Here is a 19,330-nt window from a genome sequence, read left to right on the forward strand (position 1 = left end):
TTGTACTTTCAGACGGCGGGATCTGACAACACGGAGCGTACCGTTTCCCTGTGTCTGGATCGGGCCCAGGAGCTGGACATCCGTCACGTGGTGGTGGCCTCAACCCAGGGTGTGACCGCTCGGGAGTTCATAACCCAGGCCAGGCAGCGCGGCCTGCAGATTTACCATGCGGTCGCGGGATCGGATGCGTCCGCCGTTCCCCAGGGCATGTTGAACCTGGTCGTGGTTACCCACCAGGTAGGGTTCCGGGAGCCGGGCGTCGATGAGATGCCGCCGGAGGTGCGGCGCAGCCTGGTGGCCGAAGGCGTGCGCGTGCTGACCACCACCCATCTTTTTTCAGGGGTGGACCGCGCCATCACGAAAGAATTCGGTGGCCTGTATCCGGGCCAGGTGGTGGCGCACGCTCTGTACATGTTTTCCCAGGGGGTGAAGGTGGCCGTGGAGGTGGCGGTCATGGCCCTGGATGCGGGGCTCATCCCTTACGGCCAGGAGGTCATCAGCGTGGGGGGCTCTGGCCGGGGTGCCGACAGCGCCCTGGTCGTGCTGCCTGCCTATTCCCGCACCTTCTTCGAAACCAAGATCCTCGAACTCATTTGCAAACCCCGCGACCCCGGCGACTAATCCCGGGTGGCGACGTCAGCGGGGGCGTTCGACGACCCGGATCACCAGGCGGTTGGGCAGGCAGATGGCGGCCTGCCCCGGTCTTTCGATCCAGCCGGTGTGAGAGCAGATGCCGCGCGGGCAGAATTCTTCGGGGATGGGAAGGATGCGTGCCCGGCCACCGCGCACCTCAATGGTGGCATGATAGCCTCCCGCACCGGGCAGTTCCACCTGCAGGTACCGGGGAGGTGCGTCCCTGATCAGGGGGATGCGGGCTACCTCCTGGTTGTACAGTTCCACCACCAGATCCCGCTGGTCCCCGGCTGCCACGTACTGTGCCCCCCAGGCCAGACCCAGCGCAAGCAGTACTGCGCAAGCAGTCACCCACTTCCAGGCGGGGTGCGGGCGGACCGTCCTCCCGGGCGGGACGCCCGTGCTGCCACGGGCGGGGGCCCCAGTGGCGCGGCGGGGGCAGGTGGGGGCCACGGCAGTGGAGCGAGTGAGGGCGGTGATGGCGGGGCGGGCCAGGTTGCCGGTGATCCATCCTGCCAGCAGGCCCAGCACCACCAGAGAGGGGACGTAGGGCAGGATTCCCACGCCGATGACCAGGCAGGCCACCAGGACCTGGGTGAGGTTGTGGACCAGCCCTCCCACGGTGCTGGTGGTGACGGGGGAAGTCCGGAGCAGTGCGCGTACGAGGCCCATGACCAGTGCACTCGAGGTGGCCCCGGCCAGGCTCATGGCAAAGCCCAGGCCCAGGAACTTGCCTGCCAGCAGGGAACCGAGAAGCGAACGCAGGGCGGCAACGGCCACTGCGTCGGCGGGTCCCAGGGTGTACAGGGCCACGGTCGCCACCAGGTTGGCCAGGCCTAACCGGGCTCCCGGTACCGGCATGGGAGGGAAGAATCCTTCCACGTAATGCAGGCACGTGGCCAGGGAGGCGAGCACGGCGAGTTGCGCCATGCGCCGGGCCGGCAGGCTGGCCAGCCGCGGGACGGTGCGGGCTCCCCGGTCGCCGAGCGGTGAGTGCGGGCGGGCAGGTTGCGCCGCCCGCGGAGTGCAATGGCACGTGCGATGCGGGGTGCTGCTACTTTCCATGGGGTGGCTCCTCCCATGGGAGGCCGGGAGTGCGGTGGAGCCGACCCTGGTCGTCCACCAGGAGGGCGGCCGTCCCCGGCAGTCGGGCCAGCAGGGCCGAGGCACGGTCGGGGCCCAGCACGAAGCAGGCGGTGGCCAGGGCATCGGCAAACCCGGCGGACTGGTGCACCACGGTGGCGCTCTGGCAGGCCCGCGCCGGGTAGCCAGTGCGGGGGTCCAGGATGTGGTGATAGCGCCTGCCGCCTTCATCGAAGAACCGCTGGTAGTCACCGGAGGTGTCCACGGCCATGTCACGCACCGGGATGATGCCCAGCACCCCTTGCGGATCGCGGGGATGCTGCACGGCTACCCGCCAGGGCCGGTTTCCGGGGGCGCTGCCCAGGGCGTAGACGCTTCCCCCGGCCACGATCAACGCCTGCCTGATTCCGTGCTGCTGCAGTATGCTCCGGGCGCGATCCACCGCGTATCCCTTGGCGATGGCCCCCAGGTCAAGGGCCATCCCGGGCAGGGGCAGCTCCACCGTCCCCGAGGTGCGGTCCAGCTTCACCCGGCGGTAGTCCACCAGGGCGCGGGCCTTCTCGATCTCGGCGGGTGCGGGCACATGGGGATGAACGCCGAAACCCCAGACCCGCACCAGAGGACCGACGGTGGGGTCGAACGCACCATCGGTGAGGGCTGCCATCTCGAGGGCGTCGCTGATGATGTCCAGAGTTTCGGGGCTGGCGGGCACGGGACCCTGCCCGGCGGAACGGTTGATGCGGGCCAGCTCGCTGGCGTCGTCGTACGGATTCCACATCCTGTCCAGGCGGGAAATGGCGTCGAACGCTGCCCCGACTGCCTCTTTGGCCCCCGGTCCGTACGCCTCAATGCGCACCACGGTGTCCATGAGCAGGCGCGATTCCTCATAGGGCGGGCGAGCGGTGCATCCCACCAGGCTGGTCGCAACGAAGAAGAGGAGCAGGACCGCAAGCTGTGCCGCGTGGCTGCGGGCAAAAGGACACCGTATTGTCTGAATGCGACCGTGAGAAAGCGGGCGAGGGCGGGAGTGCGGCGGGCGAGGGTGCGCTTTAAGAGGCTGCAGCGGTGGATGCCTCCCGCTTCTGTTCGGGCTCCACGACGATGGTGTGGGCAGGGCACTTTTCGGCGCAGGCCCCGCAGTTTGTGCAGAGGGCATAGTCGATCTCGGCACAGTTGTCTCTGACCTTGATGGCGCCGGTGGGGCATACCCGTTCGCAGGCCCGGCAGGCGATGCACCCCACCTGGCAGATCTTGCGGACCACCGGCCCGCGGTCGCGGTTCCGGCAGAGGACGTGCACCCGTGCCGACTGCGGCACCAGGGCTATACACTTGTGGGGGCAGGCTGCCACGCACTTGCCGCACCCCGTGCACCTGTCCTTTTCCACCACCGGCAACCCGTCGGGACCCATAAAGATGGCGTCAAAAGGGCATGCCCGCACGCAGGTACCCAGGCCCAGGCATGCCCACGCACATGCCTTGTGCCCGCCGCCGGCTGCGGCTGCCGCTGCCCGGCAGTCGGGGATGCCCTGGTAAGCGTAGCGGTCCTGGCAGTGAGGCCCTCCCCCGCAGAACACCCGCGCTACCTGGCGCTCGCGGGCAGTGTCGGCCTCCACGCCCATGATGGCGGCTACCAGCGCTGCCACCCGTGCCCCGCCCACCGGGCAGGCGTCGACCGGTGCCTTGCCGGCCGCGATGGCGGCGGCCAGGCCGCTGCAGCCGGGGTGGCCACATCCCCCGCAGTTGGCTCCCGGCAAGGTGGCGGCGATGGCCTCGGCCCGCTCGTCCACCTGCACGGCGAAACGGCGGGCGGCGTACGCCAGCAGGCCTCCGAAAAAGGCCCCCGATATGGCCATTACCAGGATTGCTTCCAGCAAGCGTTCACCTTCTTTCTAGCGGAGAAAGAGGTCCTTGAACAGGCCCTGGAATCCGAAGAACGAGATGGCCATCAGGCCAGCAGAGATGAAGGCGATGGGAAAACCGCGCATGGCGGGGGGAATGTCGGCGAGGGCCAGGCGCTCCCGGATGCCGGCGAACAGCAGGATGGCCAGAGACCACCCCATGCCTCCGGCCAGGCCGTTGAGTACCGCCTCGACCAACCCGTACTGTTGCTGCACGCTGAGGAGGGCCACCCCCAGCACGGCGCAGTTGGTGGTGATAAGGGGCAGGTAGATGCCCAGGGCGGTGTACAGGTTGGGGGTGGTCTTGCGCAACACGGTCTCCACGAACTGCACCAGGGCGGCGATCACCAGGATGAAAGCGGCCGTCTGCAGGTACTCCAGCTGCAGGGGCACCAGAACCAGATTCTGCACCAGCCAGGTGATGAAGGATGCCAGGGTCATGACGAAGATGACGGCCATGCTCATCCCTGTAGCGGTCTCCACCTGACGGGATACCCCGAAAAAGGGGCACAGGCCCAGGAAACGGGCCAGGACCAAGTTGTTGACCAGGATGCCGCCGATCAGGATGGCCAGGAACTTCATGCCTCACCACCCCCTTCCGTATCAGCAGCTTTTTGAGGGGTGGGCGCTGATTTGCCCCGGGCAGCCGCAGGTGTGCCAGCGGTGGCCGTGGGGCGATCAACCAGGCCGGCACGGCGTTTGCTGCGGGCCCGGCTGGCCCGGTAGCTTCCCAGGGCGTTGAATGCGCCCAGCAAGAGGCCCATGGTGAGGAACGCCCCCGGGGGGAGGATGAAGGAGAGGGCGGCCGGGTACCCCGGTCCCAGGTACAGGATGCGGTGGCCGAACAGGGTGAGGGCACCGGTGCCCAGCACCTCGCGGATTCCCCCGATGAGCATGAGGGCGCCCGTAAATCCCACTCCCATCCCCAGGCCGTCGGCGATGGAGTTCAGGAGGGGCTTGCGGGAGGCGAATGCCTCCGCTCGCCCCAAAATGATGCAGTTGACCACGATCAGGGGAATGAAAATCCCCAGGATCTGGTACATGGCCGGGATGAAGGCGTGCATGGTCATGTCCACCAGGGTCACGAAGGTGGCGATCACCACGATGAAGCAGGGGATCCTGACCCGCGATGGGATTACCGGTGCCAGGAGCGAGATGATGGCGTTGGAGCAGGTGAGGACGAATATGACCGCCAGTCCCATCCACAGCCCGTTCTCCATGGCCGTGGTCACCGCCAGGGTGGGGCACAGCCCCAGGACCAGGCCGAAGACCGGGTTCTCCTTGATGATGCCGTTCCAGAAGTCGCGCAGCACGGGTATTTCCCCCTAGTGGCCCTTTTCGGCCAGCAGATCCAGGGCGGCCTGCACGCCGTCGACCACCGCCCGGGAACTGATGGTGGCCCCCGATATGGTGTCCACGGCTAGCCGTCCCGCCTGGCCGGTGAACTGTCCCAGGAAGGCAGGTTCTTTCACCCGGGAACCCAGCCCCGGGGTTTCCCCCGGAGCAGACAGTACCTGGATCCCGGTGATCTTGCCGTCCCGTCCGATGCCCACCAGGCAGGTGATGGGTCCCCCGTATCCTGTCGGGGCTACCACCACGACCGTCCCCACTGGATCGCTGCCGGACAGGCCTTCCCAAACTTCGTGCACCGCGCGGAACCGGGGGTTCCCCATGAGTTGGCGGTAACCCTCCGTGCGGTCTTCGAAGCGGTCTGCCCCCGGCAGGACCTGAGCCAGGGCTTGTTCCTTGGCCTGGCGCAGGGCCCGCTCGATGGCGGGAGCGGTCACACTGTGGGCGTACGCCAGAGCTCCCCCGCTGACTCCAGCGATGAGCATGACGACCACGGCGATGCGCACTATGTCCCGCACGGCCCTACCTCCCTTCCCGGGCCGGAGCATGGTGGGCGTGTCCGTGACCAGTTTGAGGTGGTCGAGCAGCCGGGGCCCTGGGTGGGCGGGCAGGGGCGCCGAACTGGCGGGGCACGGTGTAGCGGTCAATCAGGGGGGTGGCCAGGTTCATGAGCAGGATGGAGTACGATACCCCCTCCGGGTACCCGCCGTACACCCGGATCAGGACGGTCAGGATGCCGCATCCCACGGCGAATATTACCCGGCCCCGGCGGGTAACCGGGGTGGTGACCCAGTCCGTGGCCATGAAGAAGGCGCCCAGTATGAGGCCCCCGGCCAGCAGGTGGTAGAGGGGGTCTCCCCCGAACAGGCCCCGTGGTCCCCCCAGGATCCACCCCAGGACGGCGGCCGTGCCCAGGTACCAGGCCGGGATCCTCCAGTCGATCACCCGACGCCAGACGAGGTACAGCCCACCCGCCAGCAGGGCCAGGGCCGACGTCTCCCCCAGGCAGCCGGGGACGGCACCGGCGAACAGGTCCCAATAGCTGGGCGCCGCCACGCCCGCCAGTTCCTGCCCCTTGGGGATGAGCAGGGGCAGGGGGGTGGCGGTGGTGCGGGCGTCGAAGGGGGTGACCCATGAGGTCATGGCTGCGGGCCAGGAGGCGAGCAGGAAAGCTCTCCCCGCCAGGGCGGGGTTAATGAAGTTGTGGCCCAGGCCGCCGAAGAGCTGCTTGGCCACGATGATGGCGAACGCCGATCCTACCACCGCCAGCCACCAGGGGGCGCGCGGCGGCAGGTTGTACGCCAGGAGGATCCCGGTGATCACTGCCGACCAGTCGTGCACGGAAACGGGTCGCCCGGTGATCTTCTGCCAGACGGCCTCGCAGGCTACGGCGGTGCCGGTGGACACGACCACGAGGAACACCGCGTAAGGACCGAAGAAATAGGCGGCGGCCGCGAGGGCCGGAAGCAGGGCAAATACCACCTGCCGCATGAGGAAGGGGACCGACTCGGGCGAAACCACGTGCGGCGAAGAACTGACCACCAGCTTCATCAAACGACCCTCCTCTCTGCGGGCTTGGTGGTGTGGCCCCCGCCCAGGGGCTTCGTGACCTGGCCCACCTCCGGGTTCATGAGGCGGCCCTCCTCCGGCGGGCGGCGATCTCCATCTTGGCCATCCTGATGGATTGCACCAGCGGCCGCCGGGCCGGGCATACCCAACTGCAGCAGCCGCACTCGATGCAGTCCATGGCGTGCAGGGTCTCGGTCTGATCGATCATCCCTGCCCGATAGTAGGCCTCCAGGTAGAGCGGGAGAAGGCGCATGGGACAGCTTTCCACGCAACGGCCGCACCGCACGCAAGAAGTGGGCTCGGGGATGCGGTCCTCCGGCCCCAGCACCAGCACCCCGGAGGTGCCCTTGACCACGGGCGCGTCCAGGGTGTACTGGGCCACTCCCATCATGGGTCCCCCTGCCACCACCTTGAGGGGCTCGCCGTCGAACCCTCCGGCGGCTTCCACCAGGGCGGAAAAGGGCGTCCCGATGGGCACCCTCAGGTTGGCCGGCTCCTTCACCCTGCCTGTGACGGTGACCACCCGGCGCACCAGGGGCATGCCGGTGGCGAAAAGCTCACCCGCCGCGGCGGCGGTGCCCACGTTGGACACGATTACTCCCACGTGGAACGGCAGCCCCCCCGAAGGCACTTCCCGCCCCAGCAGGGCCTTGATGAGGTGCTTTTCCGACCCCTGGGGGTACTTGGTGTGGACCGCTTCCACGCTGACCCCTGGCATCCCCCTGGTGGCCCCGGCCATGGCCTCCAGGGCGTCGGGTTTGTTGTCCTCGATGGCTACGATGGCACGAGGCGCCCCGGCTGCCCTCATGAGGGCGCGCAAGCCGAGCACGATCTGCTCGGGGTTTTCCACCATCAGGCGATGGTCGGCGGTGAGAAACGGCTCGCACTCTGCCCCGTTCAGAATGTAAGTGTCGATGACGGTACCCTCCGGGGGCCGCACTTTCACCGCGGTGGGGAATGCGGCTCCTCCCAGGCCCACCAGGCCACCTTCGCGGATGATTGCGGCGATTTTGGCCGGGTCCAGGTCGTCTGGATCGGGGTGGGGCTGGACGTCCACGGTGGCGTCTGAGCCGTCCCACTCCACCACCACGGCGGGCACGTCCCGTCCCGCGGGATGGGGACGCGGTTCCACCGCCACCACTTTCCCGGGCAGGGAGGCGTGGACGGGAGCGGCTACGGGAGCCTCCGTGTCCCCCAGTTTCTGCCCCAGCAGGACGGTGTCTCCCTTCTGAACCAGAGGATGGCATGGTGCCCCGGTGTGCTGGTGTAGCGGGATCACCGCTTGCGGGGGTGGGGGCAGGTCGCGGATGGGAGTGTGGGCCGTGAGTTTCTGGTAGGCGGGGTGGATCCCGCCCGTAAACGTTCTGGCTGTCACTGCGTCCCTCCTGTATGCGGGCAAATGGCAACGATGACCGGCCGGGCGAACCGCAGCAGCTTGCGGTCCAGCAGGTGAAGGACGACGTAGGCACCTGCCAGCCCGGCCAGACCCCCTGCGGCTCCCCCGGCGAGGATGCCAACCAGCAGCCCGGCCAGGGGCACGCCGAAGGATAGCAGGGCGGCCAGGAGGAAGGTGCGCTCCGAAAACTCGATCAGCACCTGCTGCCCTTGCCGGGCCCCCACCAGGTCAACTGCCCGGACCATGTGCGGCCGTGCGCCGGAGTGGCACATCCCGCAATGGCGACACGTGGTCGAGCGGGTAATCATCACCGTGGCCAGGGGCCCGGGTTCCAGCACTACTGCCGATTGCACGTTTCCCCCCGGTCAGTTGCAGTGTATACAAGCGACACACGTGACAATTTTAACATGAAGGGTGCACAGAGGGAAAGTCTGGGCTTCGGTACGGAAGAGCAGCCTGCTCGGATCGCTGTGGCCAGGCAGGATTGTGCGCGATGCTGGGCGTATTGGAGTGCGGGAGGGGGAGGACATTTGCGCAGGCGGGTAATGGTGACGGGGGGAGCCGGATTCATCGGTTCCCACCTGGTGGATGCCCTCCTGGCGGAGGGTCACCTGGTGGCGGTGGTGGACGATCTGTCGACAGGTCGCCGGGAAAACCTGGCCAGCGGCGTGGTTTTCTATGAGGCGGACATCCGCGATGCCGCCCGCCTGGGGGAAGCCTTTGCCTCGTTCCGGCCTCAGATCGTGTATCACCTGGCCGCCCAGACCAGCGTGCGGCGGTCGACGGGCGATCCGGCCGGAGACGGTTCCACCAACGTGGTGGGAAGCATCAACCTCCTGGAAGCGGCCGTGCGGGACGGGGTGGAGAAGGTGATATACGCCTCATCGGGGGGCGCGATTTACGGCGAGCCGGATTACCTTCCCGTACGGGAGGATCACCCGGTGCGGCCCCTTTCCCCGTACGGGCTCTCCAAGTACGTGGTGGAACTGTACCTGCGCCTTTACCGGGACCTGCACGGGCTCCGCTACACGGTGCTGCGCTATCCCAACGTTTACGGCCCCCGCCAGGACCCCTACGGCGAGGCGGGCGTGGTGGCCATATTCAGTCGGGCCTTGCTCGGCGGCGAGCGTCCCGTCATATTTGGAGACGGGTGTCAGACCCGTGACTACGTGTATGTGTCCGATGTGGTGGAGGCCAGCCTGCTGTGCCTGGAGCGCGGCGATGATGGCGTATACAACCTGGGGTGGGGCAGGGAAGTCTCGGTGGTGGAACTGCTCGCTCGTTTGCAGGAGGTCCTGGGTACGAAGGTGGAGCCTCGCCACGATCCGCCCCGCCCCGGCGAGGTCCGCCGCATTTGCCTGGACGCCTCGCGGGCAAAAGAAGATCTGGGATGGCAACCGGCTACTCCGCTGGTGGAAGGCCTGCGTCTGACCGCCGGCTGGGTGGCCGCGGCCGGGTAGGAAGGCATTTCGTACCGACGCGCTCCTGATTTAGGAGGCGTTTCGGACCGGCACGTGCCAGTCTCTCCTGATAGGAGGCATTTTGTACGGACACGCGACAGTTTCTCCTGGCGGCCTCGGTCATAGTGGCCGGGAGCGTGGGGAGTAAGATCCTGGGGTTCGTAAGGGAATCGTGCCTGGCCGCCGTGTTCGGTGCCAGTGCCGCTACGGATGCCTACCTGGTTGCTTCCACCGTGCCCAATCTGATCGTGGGGGTGGTGGTGGGTGCCCTCGCCACCACCTTCATCCCCATCTACACGCGGGAAAGGCAACGGGACGAGGCGGCAGCCGCGCGCCTGGTGGGAGATATGTTCCTGCTCATGGCCGGGGTGGGCCTGCTGGCGGGAGCGGCGGTGGTGGTGTGGGCCCGTCCCCTGTGCCGTTTCCTGGCGCCGGAATTCCCTGCCGCCACCTTCGACCTGGCCGCCAGCACCGCCCTGTACCTCTCGCCCCTGCCGGTCTTGCTGGGGGTGAACGCCCTGGCCACCAGCCTGCTGCAATCCCATTACCGGTTCGCCAGCCCCGCGCTGGCCGGCATCTGCCAGAACGTGGTGCTCATAGCGGCCATCCTAACGCTTGGGCGCTGGTGGGGTATCACGGGAGTGGCGGCGGGCCTGGTGCTCGGCACAGCCGCCCAGTGGGTGGTGCTGGCTCCCGGGATGAGAGGGATAGCGCTGCGGGCTCCCGCTTTACCGTGGCGTAACCCGGGGGTGGTGCGCGCCCTTTCCCTCGCTTTACCCCTCCTGGCAGGGGGGATGGTGGGACAGGTGGCCCCCGTCGTGCAGCGCGTCCTGGCGTCGGGGCTCCCCGAGGGAAGCCTCTCGGCCCTCAACTACGCCACCCTGCTCAGCGGTCTTCCCACTGGTCTCACGGTGGCTGCCCTGGGGACGGTGCTCTACCCGGCCTTCTCGCGCCATACCGCCCAGGGGGACCTGGACGGGGTGCGCTCCCTTCTGGCGCGTGGCATCAACCTGTCCGTGCTGGTCATGTCGCCGGTGACGGTGGGTTGCCTGATCCTCAGCACTCCTCTGGTCCGGCTGGCCTTCGAACGGGGGGCCTTTGATGCCGCCGATACCGCCGCCACCTCGGTAGCATTCTGGTTCCTGGCCTGGTCCATGCTGGGGGTGGTGTGCAGCGATCTCTGGCGGCGGGCTTTTTACGCCCTGGAGGACACCGGTTACCCCACTCTGGTGGGCGTCCTGGGGATGGTTATCTCGGTGGTGCTGAGCTTCGCCCTGGTGGGTCCCCTGGCCCAGGCGGGGCTGGCCGCAGCCGTAACCGTTACCAACCTGGTGACCGCGGCGCTGCTCCTCTTGCGGCTCAGGTGGCGTCTCGGCCACCTGGGCGGGAGGCAAATGCTGGACCGGATCGCGAAGGCCGGGATAGCTTCGGGCGTCATGGGGGCGGCGGTCTGGGCGGCCGACCGCCTGAGCGTGGAGTGGCTGGCCGCCCGCGGCGCTCCTACGGGCGCCGCCCTGGTGGAGGCGGCCCGCCTGGCTGCCCTGGTAGGAGGAGCGGCCCTGCTCTACCTGAGCATCCTCTGGTTGCTGGCCGTGCCGGAGGTGCGGCAGGCCGCCGGGCTGGGCCGGCGCACGGCCCGGGCGGTGTGGCGGCGCCTCAGTCTCCTAATTGGCCGGCCCTTCTCTCGCGGCTGACCAGGGCCCGCTCGCCGCGTGTGCCTTGGGGGCCGGACCGCTGGGCCGCTGAGCAGTGAGTTCAGGACACGGGTGGAAACAGCTTGCCCAGAGTGGCTGCGAAGGCGGAATATGCCTGCTGGCCGTACAGGCAGAAAACGACCTCTGAGATGCTGCCGCCAGCCTGGATCCACTCCCGGGTGGTCTCCAGCATGATGCGAGCCGCTTCCTCCATGGGGAAACCGCCCACCCCGGTTCCCAGCGCCGGGAACGCCACGCTCGTGATTCCCAGCTCCCTGGCGCGCTCGAGGGCATTGCGGGTGGCCGCCCTGATCTTCTCGCCGTCGGTCACCAGATCCTGTGCCATTACGGCGGCGTGGATGACGTAGCGGGCCTTGAGGTTGCCAGCCCCGGTCACCACCGCGTCTCCCACGGGGATGGGCCCCTTGCTCACCGCCTCCCTCTCGATCTGGGCGCCCCCTCTGCGTTTGATGGCACCCGCCACGCCCCCGCCCATCCAGAGGCGATTGTTGGCAGCGTTGACGATGGCGTCCACCTCCAGGCCGGTGATGTCGCCCTCGACCAGCCTGATCACAGTTCCGTCCACCTTGACTTGCGTCTGTTCGCGCGCCATCTTTTCCCCCCCGATGCAAGAGTACCACCCGAGAGCAAGGCCCGCAAGGAAGCCGTGGCGTTGGCAGGGGGGCGGCGGTGGTGGTAGGATAGGGGGCGGTGCCGGGGTGCTTCACGACAGGGGCGTGGGGGCGGACGAGCATGTGGTCGCTGTGTCGATTCCGCCGGGTTGCCTCCCGGTTGCTGGATGAGGTCCCTCCCCAGCTGCTGGAAGGTCTCAACGGCGGGGTAATTGTGATGCCTGGGGTGGGTCGTCGCCCGGATGATCCGCCTGGAGTGTACCTCCTGGGGGAGTACCGGGTTGACCCCGGCCTGGGCCGCATGATCGTGCTGTACTACGGCTCGTTCCGGCGAGTGCTGCGCGATGCTCCCTGGCCCCAGGTGGTGGAGGAGTTACGGCGGACGATCCGGCATGAGTTGCGGCACCACGCCGAGCACCGGGCGGGGCTGGCTGACCTGGAGATGGAAGACGAATGGGAGAGGAGGCAGTGGCATGAGCGTGCATACGGTGATCCGGGCCGGGTTACTCATCGACGGGAGCGGTCGCGAACCCATCTCCCCGGGGGTCCTGGTGGTCGAGGACGACCGTATCGTGGCGGTGGGCAGGCCGGATGAGGTGACCTATCCCCCGGACAGCGTACTCTATGACGCCGGGGACAGGACGGTGATGCCCGGCCTCGTAGACAGCCACGTGCACATAACCGGCTCCGGAGAAGCAAGCTGGGTGGACACCATCAAGAATACGATCCCCTATACCACCTTGCGGGCGGCGGTAAACGCCCGCGCCACCCTGGAGGCCGGGATTACCGCCATCCGGGATGCAGGGGCGGGCTGGGGGATCGATGTGGGCCTGAAGCGTGCCATCAACGAGGGGCTGATGCCGGGGCCACGCATGGTGGTGAGCGGGCCCGGCCTCTCCATCACCGGCGGTCACGGTGATCCCGCCAACGGGTGGCCCCCCGAGATCGTGTTCCGGGGACGGGAGATGTCGGTGGTGGATTCCCCGGACGAGGCGCGCCGCGCCGCCCGCACCCACCTGCGGGACGGCGCCGATTGCATCAAGCTGCTAGCCACCGGCGGGGTACTGTCGGAGGGGGACCTGCCCACCAGCCGGGGGCTGACCATAGAGGAGATGCGCGCTGCCATCGAGGAAGCACACAACCTGGGTAAGAAGACCCTCGCCCATGCCCAGGGCAGCACGGGGATCAAGAACGCCATTTTGGCCGGGATCGATTCCATCGAACATGGCTGCTACCTCACGGAAGAGATCGTCGAGATGATGCTGGCCCGCGGCGTTTTCCTGGTGCCCACCCTCTCCGCCGTCCATCACATCGTGGAGCGAGGGACGGAGGCCGGCATACCGCCCTACGCGGTCGAGAAGGCCCGGCGCATGCAGGAGGCCCACTTCCGCAGCTTCCGCATGGCCCTGGAGGCAGGCGTCAAGATCGCCATGGGGACGGACGCCGCCACTCCCTTCAACTACCACGGGGAAAATGCCCTGGAACTGGAACTCATGGTCAGGGCAGGGATGACCCCGATGCAGGCCATCGTGGCCGCCACCGCGCGGGGGGCGGAGCTACTGGGGCTCGAGACCGGCGTACTTGAACCAGGCCGCCTGGCGGACGTGATTGTGGTCGATGGCAATCCTCTGCAGGATATCTCCTGCCTGCAGGACAAGGGACGCATCCTGCTCGTTATGAAAGGCGGTGCGGTACAGGTCAACCGAGGCCTGCCCGCAGGTGCCTGAGGCCGTTAGCTGTATGAAGGAGGCGGGAGCGTGGTGGCGTTGCCGCGTGTCCTCACCATAGCGGGGTCCGATTCGGGGGGCGGGGCCGGCATCCAGGCTGACCTCAAGACCTTTAGCGTCCTGGGTACTTACGGGATGAGCGTGATCACGGCTGTGACGGCCCAGAACACCCTGGGCGTGCAGGGCGTCCACGTGCTGCCTGTCGACATGGTGGTCATGCAGATGGAGTCGGTGCTTTCTGACCTGGGCACCGATGGCGCCAAGACGGGCATGCTCGCCACCGCCGAGATCGTCACCGCCGTGGCGGAAACCCTCTCGCGTTATGGGGTAGACAAGCTGGTGGTCGACCCGGTGATGCGGTCCAAATCCGGGCACGCCCTGCTGGATGAACACGCTCACCGGGCGCTGGTGGAGAAGCTGCTACCCCTCGCCACCGTCGTCACCCCCAATGCCCACGAGGCGGCGGCCCTGTCCGGCGTGGATCTCTTGGGTGCCGTGGCCGATCCCGGGCAGCGGGAGGAAGCGGTCCGGGAAGTGGCCCGGCGCATCCACAGACTGGGTCCCCGTTACGTGGTGGTCAAAGGCGGTCACCTGCCGGGCCGGGCGGACGATCTGGTTTATGACGGGCAGCGCTTCTGGATGCTGGAAGCGGAGCGCATCGCCACGCCGCACACCCACGGCACCGGCTGCACCTTCTCTGCCGCGGTGGCCGCCTACCTGGCGCGGGGCCTGGGCCCCGAGGCTGCCCTGCGGGCGGCCAAGGACTTCATCACCAGGGCCATAGCCGCTGCCTTTCCCGTGGGACGGGGTATCGGCCCCGTCCACCACCTGGCCGGTGTTCCCCGCCAGGCCGGGGTTCCGGGCCACGCCGGCGCCCCCCGCCAGGGTGGTGCCCCCTGAGACTGACCACGCCCCAGACGCGGGGCATGCCCGGGCTTCTACCTGCGTGCGTGGATGATACCCCAACGATTCGGGCGGCCCCCCATGCAAGGGGAGGTATGGCGCGGTGGGCAGGGATTTGCGCAGACGGCTGCTGCTATATGTGATAGCCGATCGCACCTTTGCAGGCGGGCGCAGCGAAGAGGAAATCGTCTCGCAGGCTGCCCGCGGTGGTGCCACGGCCATCCAGTTGCGGGGCAAGGAACTGACGGGCCGGCAGCTATACCTCACCGGGCTTTCCCTTCGGAAGCTGACGCGCCAGCTAGGCCTCCTGTTCATAGTCAACGACCGCGTGGACGTGGCCCTGGCCGTGGATGCCGATGGCGTGCACCTGGGGCAGGAGGACCTTCCCCTGGAGGCAGCCCGGCGCCTCATGGGGCGGCGCAAGATCATCGGGATATCCGTGGACACCCTTGCCGAGGCCGTGGCGGCCCAGCGGGGAGGGGCCGATTACCTGGGCGCGGGACCGGTCTTCGCTACTGCCAGCAAGGCAGACGCCGGCCCGGTCATGGGGCCGGAGGGGTTGCGCCGGATTTGCACTGCCGTGCGCATCCCCGTGGTGGGGATCGGCGGGGTCAATGCGCACAACGCCCGCCAGGTGGTGAATGCGGGCGCGGCCGGGGTCGCTGTCATCTCGGCGGTGGTAGCTGCCCCCGATATGGCCGCCGCCGCGTCTGCCCTGCGGCAGGCCCTCACATGATCGCGGCTGCCTCTGCCCGCGGCCAGGCCCTCATTTCCAGCGGGTGAGGATGGTCTCCCGCTGAAAGAGTGGCACAGCCACTTTGAGGAGCAGGTAGTTGGCGATCATCAGGCCCAAGAATAGGGCTCCGACCACGGGCGGGGACATGCTCAGGCGTCCGAACATCTGGGCCAGGAACAGGCCGAACAGGGGCAGGATTACCAGGGCGCCGATCTGCTGGGCGGCGCGAGGATCGTTGACACGGGATGACACGATCATGATGAGCAGCACGCCCAGGCCGGCCATGGGCGGGGCAACGAGCAGAACCGGCAGGTAGAACCCGGGGCTTACCAGAAGCGCTGCCACTGCGGGTCCGACGAGAAGCCGGGTCAGCGCTACGGTGAGCAGGTAGGCGACCCAGGTTTCCAGCACTGCGGGGATGGTGGCGGCCAGCCCCTTGCCCAGCATGATTTCACCCACCGTCACGGGCGTGGCCAGGAGCGGCTCCAGGCTGCGGGACGTCTTTTCCCCGATGATGGAATAAGACGCCATCACCGTGGGCAGGATCACGGGGATGATCAGCAGGAACAGGGTGAACTGGGCCGAGACCATGGCCAGGGCCTGAGGGGGAACCTGGTCGGGACCGGCACGCATCATCTGTCTGAGCGCCACCACCATGATGGCGACGAACGCCAGCGGCGGGGTAAACGAGGTGTAAAGCAGCAGCTTGTTACGGAGTGCCTCTTCCCATTCCTTGCGTATTATGGCCCGGATTCTCATCGCATTTCCTCCTGCACCAGGGTCAGGTACACCTCTTCCAGGGAGTGAGCCTGCTCCGTCACCGAGCGGATGCGGCATCCCCCCTGCACCAGGGCTTTCACCAGGTCGGGCGTGTGCGCGTCGGGATCCCGGAGGGCGACCGAGATCGCGGCACGTTCCTGCTTGACGTCCCGCACGAACGACAGGCCCGCGGCGATGCGCGCCGCCAGGGCTGCTCCTCCACCGTCGTCCGAGGCAAGGGTGACCGTCACCCGGCGACCGAACAGCCGCTCGCGGAGGTTGGCCGGGGTGTCCAGGGCCAGGAGGCGCTGGCGCAGCACGGCGATGCGGTCGCACATGCGGTCGGCCTCGTCCAGGTTGTGGGTGCACAACAGGATGGTCCGCCCCTCTTCCCGCAGATCGGCGATGAAATCGCGCACCGTCCTGGCCGCCTCCGGGTCCAGCCCGGTCGTGGGCTCGTCCAGGAACAGCACTGCCGGTTCGTGGATGAGGGCCCGGCAGATTGACACCTTCTGCTTCATGCCTTTGGAGAACGTTGCCACCGGGGCGTTGCGCTCCTCCCACAGCCCCAGCATGGTGAGGTAACGCCTGATCTGCTCGCGCTGCCGCTGGCCGTCGACACCGTAAAGGGTGGCATAGAATTCCAGGTTGCGATAAGCGCTGAGGGTTTCGTAAAGGCCGGGGGACTCGGTCACTATACCGGTGCGCCGGCGGATCTCTCCATCCCGTTCCCCGACCCGATGCCCAGCCACCCAGGCCTGCCCCGAACTCGGGGAGATCAGGCAGGCCAGCATGCGGATGGTGGTGGTCTTGCCCGCCCCGTTGGGGCCTAACAGCCCGAGGATCTCTCCGGGACGCGCCTCCAGCGTCAACCCGTCCACCGCCACCGTGTCCCCGTATCGCTTGCCCAGACCTTCCGTTCGAATCAGCGCGTCCACCTCCCGGCCTATTTCCTACCGACGACGTTGGTGTACTACTACACCCGTACACCAATGTACCCGGGTTGTTCCTGTCTGTCAACGGGGGTCGGCATGCTGTCCCACCACATACTGGGATTGTGCCCCCGACGGGTTGCCCGGATAGTTCCCGGTCCCTGTTGACGGGGGGCGGCGGTAGTGTTAATGTACTAGTACACTGCCTGACTTTTGGGAGATGAGCCGTGGTCTGGTTGAAGATCGACCCCCACAGCCCCGTACCCATCTACCTGCAACTGGTCGAAGAGGTCAAGAAGGCAGTCGCTTACGGCGCCTTGACTGCTGGGGACCAGTTGCCCTCGGTGCGGGAACTGTCGGTCCAGCTCACCCTCAACCCCAATACGGTGGCGCGCGCCTACCAGGAACTCGAGCGCCTGGGGGTAGTGGTCACCCAGCGGGGACGGGGGACTTTTGTGGCCCCCGAGGCTGCAGATCAGGCGCGTCAGGAACAGAAGAGGCGGGTTGCCCAGCTCGTCCGCAGGCTGGTGGAGGAATCTCGCTGCCTGGGGCTGGGGGATGAGGAGTTGCGTCGCCTGGTAGAGATGGAGCTGACGGCACAGCGGCCCCCGCGGGAGGTGCCCGGGGATGGGCGTCAGGCAGAAGGCCTCGCCGGCAAGCAGCCAGGAGGTGACGGCGCGTGACCGAATACGCCCTGTGGACGGAAGGCTTGCGGAAGCGATTCGGTGACACCGTGGCGGTTGACGGCATCGACCTCCGGGTGCCCCGGGGGAGCATCTTCGGATTCCTGGGGCCCAACGGTGCGGGCAAGACCACCACCATCAAGCTACTCCTGGGGCTCCTGCGCCCGGATGGGGGCAGGTTTGCCGTGCTGGGCCGGGAGGGTCGACCGCAGCCCGATGTGCTGGCGCGTGTGGGTTACGTCCCCGAGATCCCCGGCCTGTACTCTTACATGACGGCAGGGGATCTGGCCGCCTTCTGCAGCCGGCTGTACCCCAGGTGGGATCAGGGGCTGGTCGACCGCTACTTGGATTTCTTCCGGTTGCCCCGTAACCGGAAGGTGGGCAGGTTTTCCCGCGGGATGAAGGGTCAGCTTGCCCTGGTGCTGGCCCTGGGGGCGCGCCCCGACCTGCTCGTGCTGGATGAGCCCACCGCGGGCCTGGATCCGGTGGCCCGCAAACATTTTCTCCAGACGGTACTGGCCGAGGCCACGGCTGCTGGCCAGACGGTGTTTCTCTCCTCGGACCTGCTGGAAGATGTGGAGCGGGTGGCCGACACCCTGGCCATCATCAGGAATGGCTGCCTGGTGCTCCAGAAGCCCATGGATGAGGTCAAGATGGGGGAGAAAAAGGTGCGCGTGGTGTTCCAGAACCAGCCGCCTGCCTGGCTGGCCGAAATTCCCGGAGTGAGGCGTGTGCAAAAGGAGGGGGCAGCCTTCCTGCTCACCGTGACCGGGGGTGTGCCGGCGGTGTTGGAACGGCTGCGCACCGTGCCCCTGTTTGCCCTGGAGGTGATCGACCTGACTCTGGATCAGGTGTTCGAGGAGTATTGCGAGTAGGTGGCAGAGGCACACTGTGCGGCTGGCGGGCCGTGCGGCGGGTCGCCAGGTGGCAGGGGGCCTGGCGGCGTCGCGCGGTGGCGCGGGAGGTGGGCATTGTGGGCAAGCTCTCTGTTCTTGTGGGGAAGGAACTCAGGCAGGTCAGGTGGGTCCTGTGGGTGGGCCTGGCCGTGACCCTCGTGTTCGGCCTGTCACTTCCCTATTTTTATCGGTTCATGGCTCGGATGGCACCTTCCCTGGGAATGCTGCCCGGTGACCTGGGCGAACTCTTCCGCCAGCAGCTGGCGGACTACCGGGTGTACCTGTGGGCGAACTGGTACGCCAAGAACCTCTATCAGAACCTGACGGTGATCGCGCTGATCCTGGGTGCGGGCGCGGTGGCCGGGGAACGCAGCCGGGGGACCCTGCCTTTCCTGCTCACCCTGCCGGTGACCAGGCGGCAGGTGATCACGGCCAAGGTCGTTGCCGGTGCCGCGGTCCTTGCTGCGTGCACCGTGGTCCCCACGCTCGCCGTGTGGGCGAGTTCCCCCTGGCTCGGTGGCCAGCGTGCCTTCGGCACTTTCCTCCTGGGAATGCCGACGGCCTGGGCGGGGGCTCTGGTGGTGCTGGCCGTGGCCATGCTGGCTTCGGCGTTCACCGAGGACGTGGTGAAGGCGGGCATCGCTGCGACCGTGGCCTGCCTGGTGCTGGCGGTGCCCGGATGGTTCCGGTCATCCTACCGGCTATCCATATTCTGGCACATGAAGGGGTTTCCCATTGCGATGGGGCAGGGGTTTCCCTGGCTCTCGCTGCTGGTGCTCCTCGGACTCGCGTTTCTCCTGCTTTGGGCAGGAGCGGTCCTGGTGGCACGCCGCGACCTCTGATGGGGGGCGGGGTGCATGTTGCCTCAGAATAAAAAGTACTTGTACCACGGATCGTTGCCTCAGAATGAAAGGTACTTGTACTCAAGTGGGTTAACCCCTTTCTGCGAGGACTGGGGTTTGAGCGGAGACGACTGAGT

General features: G+C 67.4%; 22 protein-coding genes. 10 read left to right on the plus strand and 12 right to left on the minus strand.

Going from position 1 to position 19,330, the window contains the following annotated elements; all coding sequences use genetic code 11:
• The gene (locus AB1446_07570) at nucleotides 1-621 is read left to right on the plus strand and encodes a pyruvate kinase alpha/beta domain-containing protein (GenBank protein ID MEW6546758.1); all 621 of its coding nucleotides are present in this window, start codon (nucleotides 1-3) and stop codon (nucleotides 619-621) included.
• Between the two features lie 15 nt (nucleotides 622-636).
• Here the strand turns inward: AB1446_07570 and AB1446_07575 are convergent, their stop codons facing one another.
• The 9 genes from AB1446_07575 to AB1446_07615 form a co-directional block, all read right to left on the minus strand.
• Nucleotides 637-1,698, minus strand: a complete 1,062-nt coding sequence (locus AB1446_07575; protein MEW6546759.1) for a Gx transporter family protein — start codon at nucleotides 1,696-1,698, stop codon at nucleotides 637-639.
• The gene (locus AB1446_07580; GenBank protein ID MEW6546760.1) at nucleotides 1,688-2,584 is read right to left on the minus strand and encodes an FAD:protein FMN transferase; all 897 of its coding nucleotides are present in this window, start codon (nucleotides 2,582-2,584) and stop codon (nucleotides 1,688-1,690) included. Before AB1446_07580 ends, AB1446_07575 begins: the two co-directional genes overlap by 11 nt.
• A 181-nt stretch (nucleotides 2,585-2,765) precedes the next feature.
• The gene (locus tag AB1446_07585) at nucleotides 2,766-3,590 is read right to left on the minus strand and encodes an RnfABCDGE type electron transport complex subunit B (GenBank protein ID MEW6546761.1); all 825 of its coding nucleotides are present in this window, start codon (nucleotides 3,588-3,590) and stop codon (nucleotides 2,766-2,768) included.
• Nucleotides 3,591-3,605: 15 nt separating this feature from the next.
• Nucleotides 3,606-4,196 (minus strand): electron transport complex subunit RsxA, encoded by a 591-nt coding sequence (rsxA, locus tag AB1446_07590; protein MEW6546762.1) that lies wholly within the window; start codon nucleotides 4,194-4,196, stop codon nucleotides 3,606-3,608.
• A complete protein-coding gene (locus AB1446_07595; protein MEW6546763.1) occupies nucleotides 4,193-4,933 on the minus strand; it encodes an electron transport complex subunit E in 741 nt (246 codons plus the stop codon). The genes rsxA and AB1446_07595 overlap by 4 nt, the downstream gene beginning before the upstream one ends.
• A gap of 6 nt (nucleotides 4,934-4,939) precedes the next feature.
• Entirely contained in the window at nucleotides 4,940-5,482 is a 543-nt protein-coding gene (locus AB1446_07600) for an RnfABCDGE type electron transport complex subunit G (protein MEW6546764.1), read from the minus strand.
• Between the two features lie 4 nt (nucleotides 5,483-5,486).
• Nucleotides 5,487-6,515 carry an RnfABCDGE type electron transport complex subunit D gene (locus AB1446_07605; protein ID MEW6546765.1) on the minus strand — a complete coding sequence of 343 codons (1,029 nt, stop codon included), beginning with the start codon at nucleotides 6,513-6,515 and terminating at the stop codon, nucleotides 5,487-5,489.
• Between the two features lie 76 nt (nucleotides 6,516-6,591).
• The gene (rsxC, locus tag AB1446_07610) at nucleotides 6,592-7,908 is read right to left on the minus strand and encodes an electron transport complex subunit RsxC (protein ID MEW6546766.1); all 1,317 of its coding nucleotides are present in this window, start codon (nucleotides 7,906-7,908) and stop codon (nucleotides 6,592-6,594) included.
• Nucleotides 7,905-8,282 carry a SoxR reducing system RseC family protein gene (locus AB1446_07615; GenBank protein MEW6546767.1) on the minus strand — a complete coding sequence of 126 codons (378 nt, stop codon included), beginning with the start codon at nucleotides 8,280-8,282 and terminating at the stop codon, nucleotides 7,905-7,907. Before AB1446_07615 ends, rsxC begins: the two co-directional genes overlap by 4 nt.
• Nucleotides 8,283-8,474: 192 nt before the next feature.
• On the opposite strand from AB1446_07615, the gene AB1446_07620 reads away from it, so the two are divergent.
• Nucleotides 8,475-9,389: an NAD-dependent epimerase/dehydratase family protein gene (locus AB1446_07620; GenBank protein ID MEW6546768.1), complete on the plus strand. Its 915-nt coding sequence runs from the start codon at nucleotides 8,475-8,477 to the stop codon at nucleotides 9,387-9,389.
• A gap of 125 nt (nucleotides 9,390-9,514) precedes the next feature.
• Nucleotides 9,515-11,083 (plus strand): murein biosynthesis integral membrane protein MurJ, encoded by a 1,569-nt coding sequence (murJ, locus tag AB1446_07625; protein ID MEW6546769.1) that lies wholly within the window; start codon nucleotides 9,515-9,517, stop codon nucleotides 11,081-11,083.
• Nucleotides 11,084-11,144: 61 nt separating this feature from the next.
• Here the strand turns inward: murJ and AB1446_07630 are convergent, their stop codons facing one another.
• Nucleotides 11,145-11,696, minus strand: coding sequence for a macro domain-containing protein (locus AB1446_07630; GenBank protein MEW6546770.1), 552 nt, complete (start codon nucleotides 11,694-11,696; stop codon nucleotides 11,145-11,147).
• A gap of 140 nt (nucleotides 11,697-11,836) precedes the next feature.
• On the opposite strand from AB1446_07630, the gene AB1446_07635 reads away from it, so the two are divergent.
• From AB1446_07635 to thiE, 4 genes are all read left to right on the plus strand, one after another.
• On the plus strand, nucleotides 11,837-12,310 hold the full coding sequence (locus AB1446_07635) for a hypothetical protein (protein ID MEW6546771.1): 474 nt from the start codon (nucleotides 11,837-11,839) through the stop codon (nucleotides 12,308-12,310).
• Nucleotides 12,195-13,442 carry an amidohydrolase family protein gene (locus AB1446_07640; GenBank protein MEW6546772.1) on the plus strand — a complete coding sequence of 416 codons (1,248 nt, stop codon included), beginning with the start codon at nucleotides 12,195-12,197 and terminating at the stop codon, nucleotides 13,440-13,442. The genes AB1446_07635 and AB1446_07640 overlap by 116 nt, the downstream gene beginning before the upstream one ends.
• 33 nt (nucleotides 13,443-13,475) lie before the next feature.
• A complete protein-coding gene (gene thiD, locus AB1446_07645; GenBank protein ID MEW6546773.1) occupies nucleotides 13,476-14,342 on the plus strand; it encodes a bifunctional hydroxymethylpyrimidine kinase/phosphomethylpyrimidine kinase in 867 nt (288 codons plus the stop codon).
• Between the two features lie 106 nt (nucleotides 14,343-14,448).
• A complete protein-coding gene (gene thiE / locus AB1446_07650) occupies nucleotides 14,449-15,081 on the plus strand; it encodes a thiamine phosphate synthase (GenBank protein ID MEW6546774.1) in 633 nt (210 codons plus the stop codon).
• Between the two features lie 30 nt (nucleotides 15,082-15,111).
• Here thiE and AB1446_07655 read toward each other — a convergent pair whose 3' ends face one another.
• Nucleotides 15,112-15,840: an ABC transporter permease subunit gene (locus AB1446_07655; GenBank protein MEW6546775.1), complete on the minus strand. Its 729-nt coding sequence runs from the start codon at nucleotides 15,838-15,840 to the stop codon at nucleotides 15,112-15,114.
• Complete coding sequence (locus AB1446_07660; GenBank protein ID MEW6546776.1) at nucleotides 15,837-16,778, minus strand: ABC transporter ATP-binding protein; 942 nt, start codon at nucleotides 16,776-16,778, stop codon at nucleotides 15,837-15,839. The genes AB1446_07655 and AB1446_07660 overlap by 4 nt, the downstream gene beginning before the upstream one ends.
• 221 nt (nucleotides 16,779-16,999) lie before the next feature.
• Here AB1446_07660 and AB1446_07665 point away from each other — a divergent pair, with 221 nt between their 5' ends.
• From AB1446_07665 to AB1446_07675, 3 genes are read left to right on the plus strand one after another with little or no spacing between them, the layout of a single operon-like run.
• Complete coding sequence (locus AB1446_07665; GenBank protein ID MEW6546777.1) at nucleotides 17,000-17,455, plus strand: GntR family transcriptional regulator; 456 nt, start codon at nucleotides 17,000-17,002, stop codon at nucleotides 17,453-17,455.
• The gene (locus AB1446_07670) at nucleotides 17,452-18,330 is read left to right on the plus strand and encodes an ABC transporter ATP-binding protein (protein ID MEW6546778.1); all 879 of its coding nucleotides are present in this window, start codon (nucleotides 17,452-17,454) and stop codon (nucleotides 18,328-18,330) included. The genes AB1446_07665 and AB1446_07670 overlap by 4 nt, the downstream gene beginning before the upstream one ends.
• Nucleotides 18,321-19,193 carry an ABC transporter permease subunit gene (locus AB1446_07675; GenBank protein MEW6546779.1) on the plus strand — a complete coding sequence of 291 codons (873 nt, stop codon included), beginning with the start codon at nucleotides 18,321-18,323 and terminating at the stop codon, nucleotides 19,191-19,193. Before AB1446_07670 ends, AB1446_07675 begins: the two co-directional genes overlap by 10 nt.
• Nucleotides 19,194-19,330: the final 137 nt, after the last annotated feature.

The organism is Bacillota bacterium (assembly GCA_040757085.1).
In the GTDB taxonomy this organism is placed as follows: Bacteria; Bacillota; Sulfobacillia; order JACIYH01; family JACIYH01; genus JACIYH01.

Excerpts from the sequence above, each read along its gene's own strand:
- AB1446_07575 (MEW6546759.1), bottom strand. The coding sequence starts at position 1,698 with ATGGAAAGTAGCAGCACCCCGCATCGCACGTGCCATTGCACTCCGCGG.
- AB1446_07580 (MEW6546760.1), bottom strand. The coding sequence starts at position 2,584 with ATGGACACCGTGGTGCGCATTGAGGCGTACGGACCGGGGGCCAAAGAG.
- rsxA (MEW6546762.1), bottom strand. The coding sequence starts at position 4,196 with ATGAAGTTCCTGGCCATCCTGATCGGCGGCATCCTGGTCAACAACTTG.
- AB1446_07605 (MEW6546765.1), bottom strand. The coding sequence starts at position 6,515 with ATGAAGCTGGTGGTCAGTTCTTCGCCGCACGTGGTTTCGCCCGAGTCG.
- AB1446_07620 (MEW6546768.1), top strand. The coding sequence starts at position 8,475 with ATGGTGACGGGGGGAGCCGGATTCATCGGTTCCCACCTGGTGGATGCC.
- AB1446_07630 (MEW6546770.1), bottom strand. The coding sequence starts at position 11,696 with ATGGCGCGCGAACAGACGCAAGTCAAGGTGGACGGAACTGTGATCAGG.
- AB1446_07635 (MEW6546771.1), top strand. The coding sequence starts at position 11,837 with ATGTGGTCGCTGTGTCGATTCCGCCGGGTTGCCTCCCGGTTGCTGGAT.
- AB1446_07655 (MEW6546775.1), bottom strand. The coding sequence starts at position 15,840 with ATGAGAATCCGGGCCATAATACGCAAGGAATGGGAAGAGGCACTCCGT.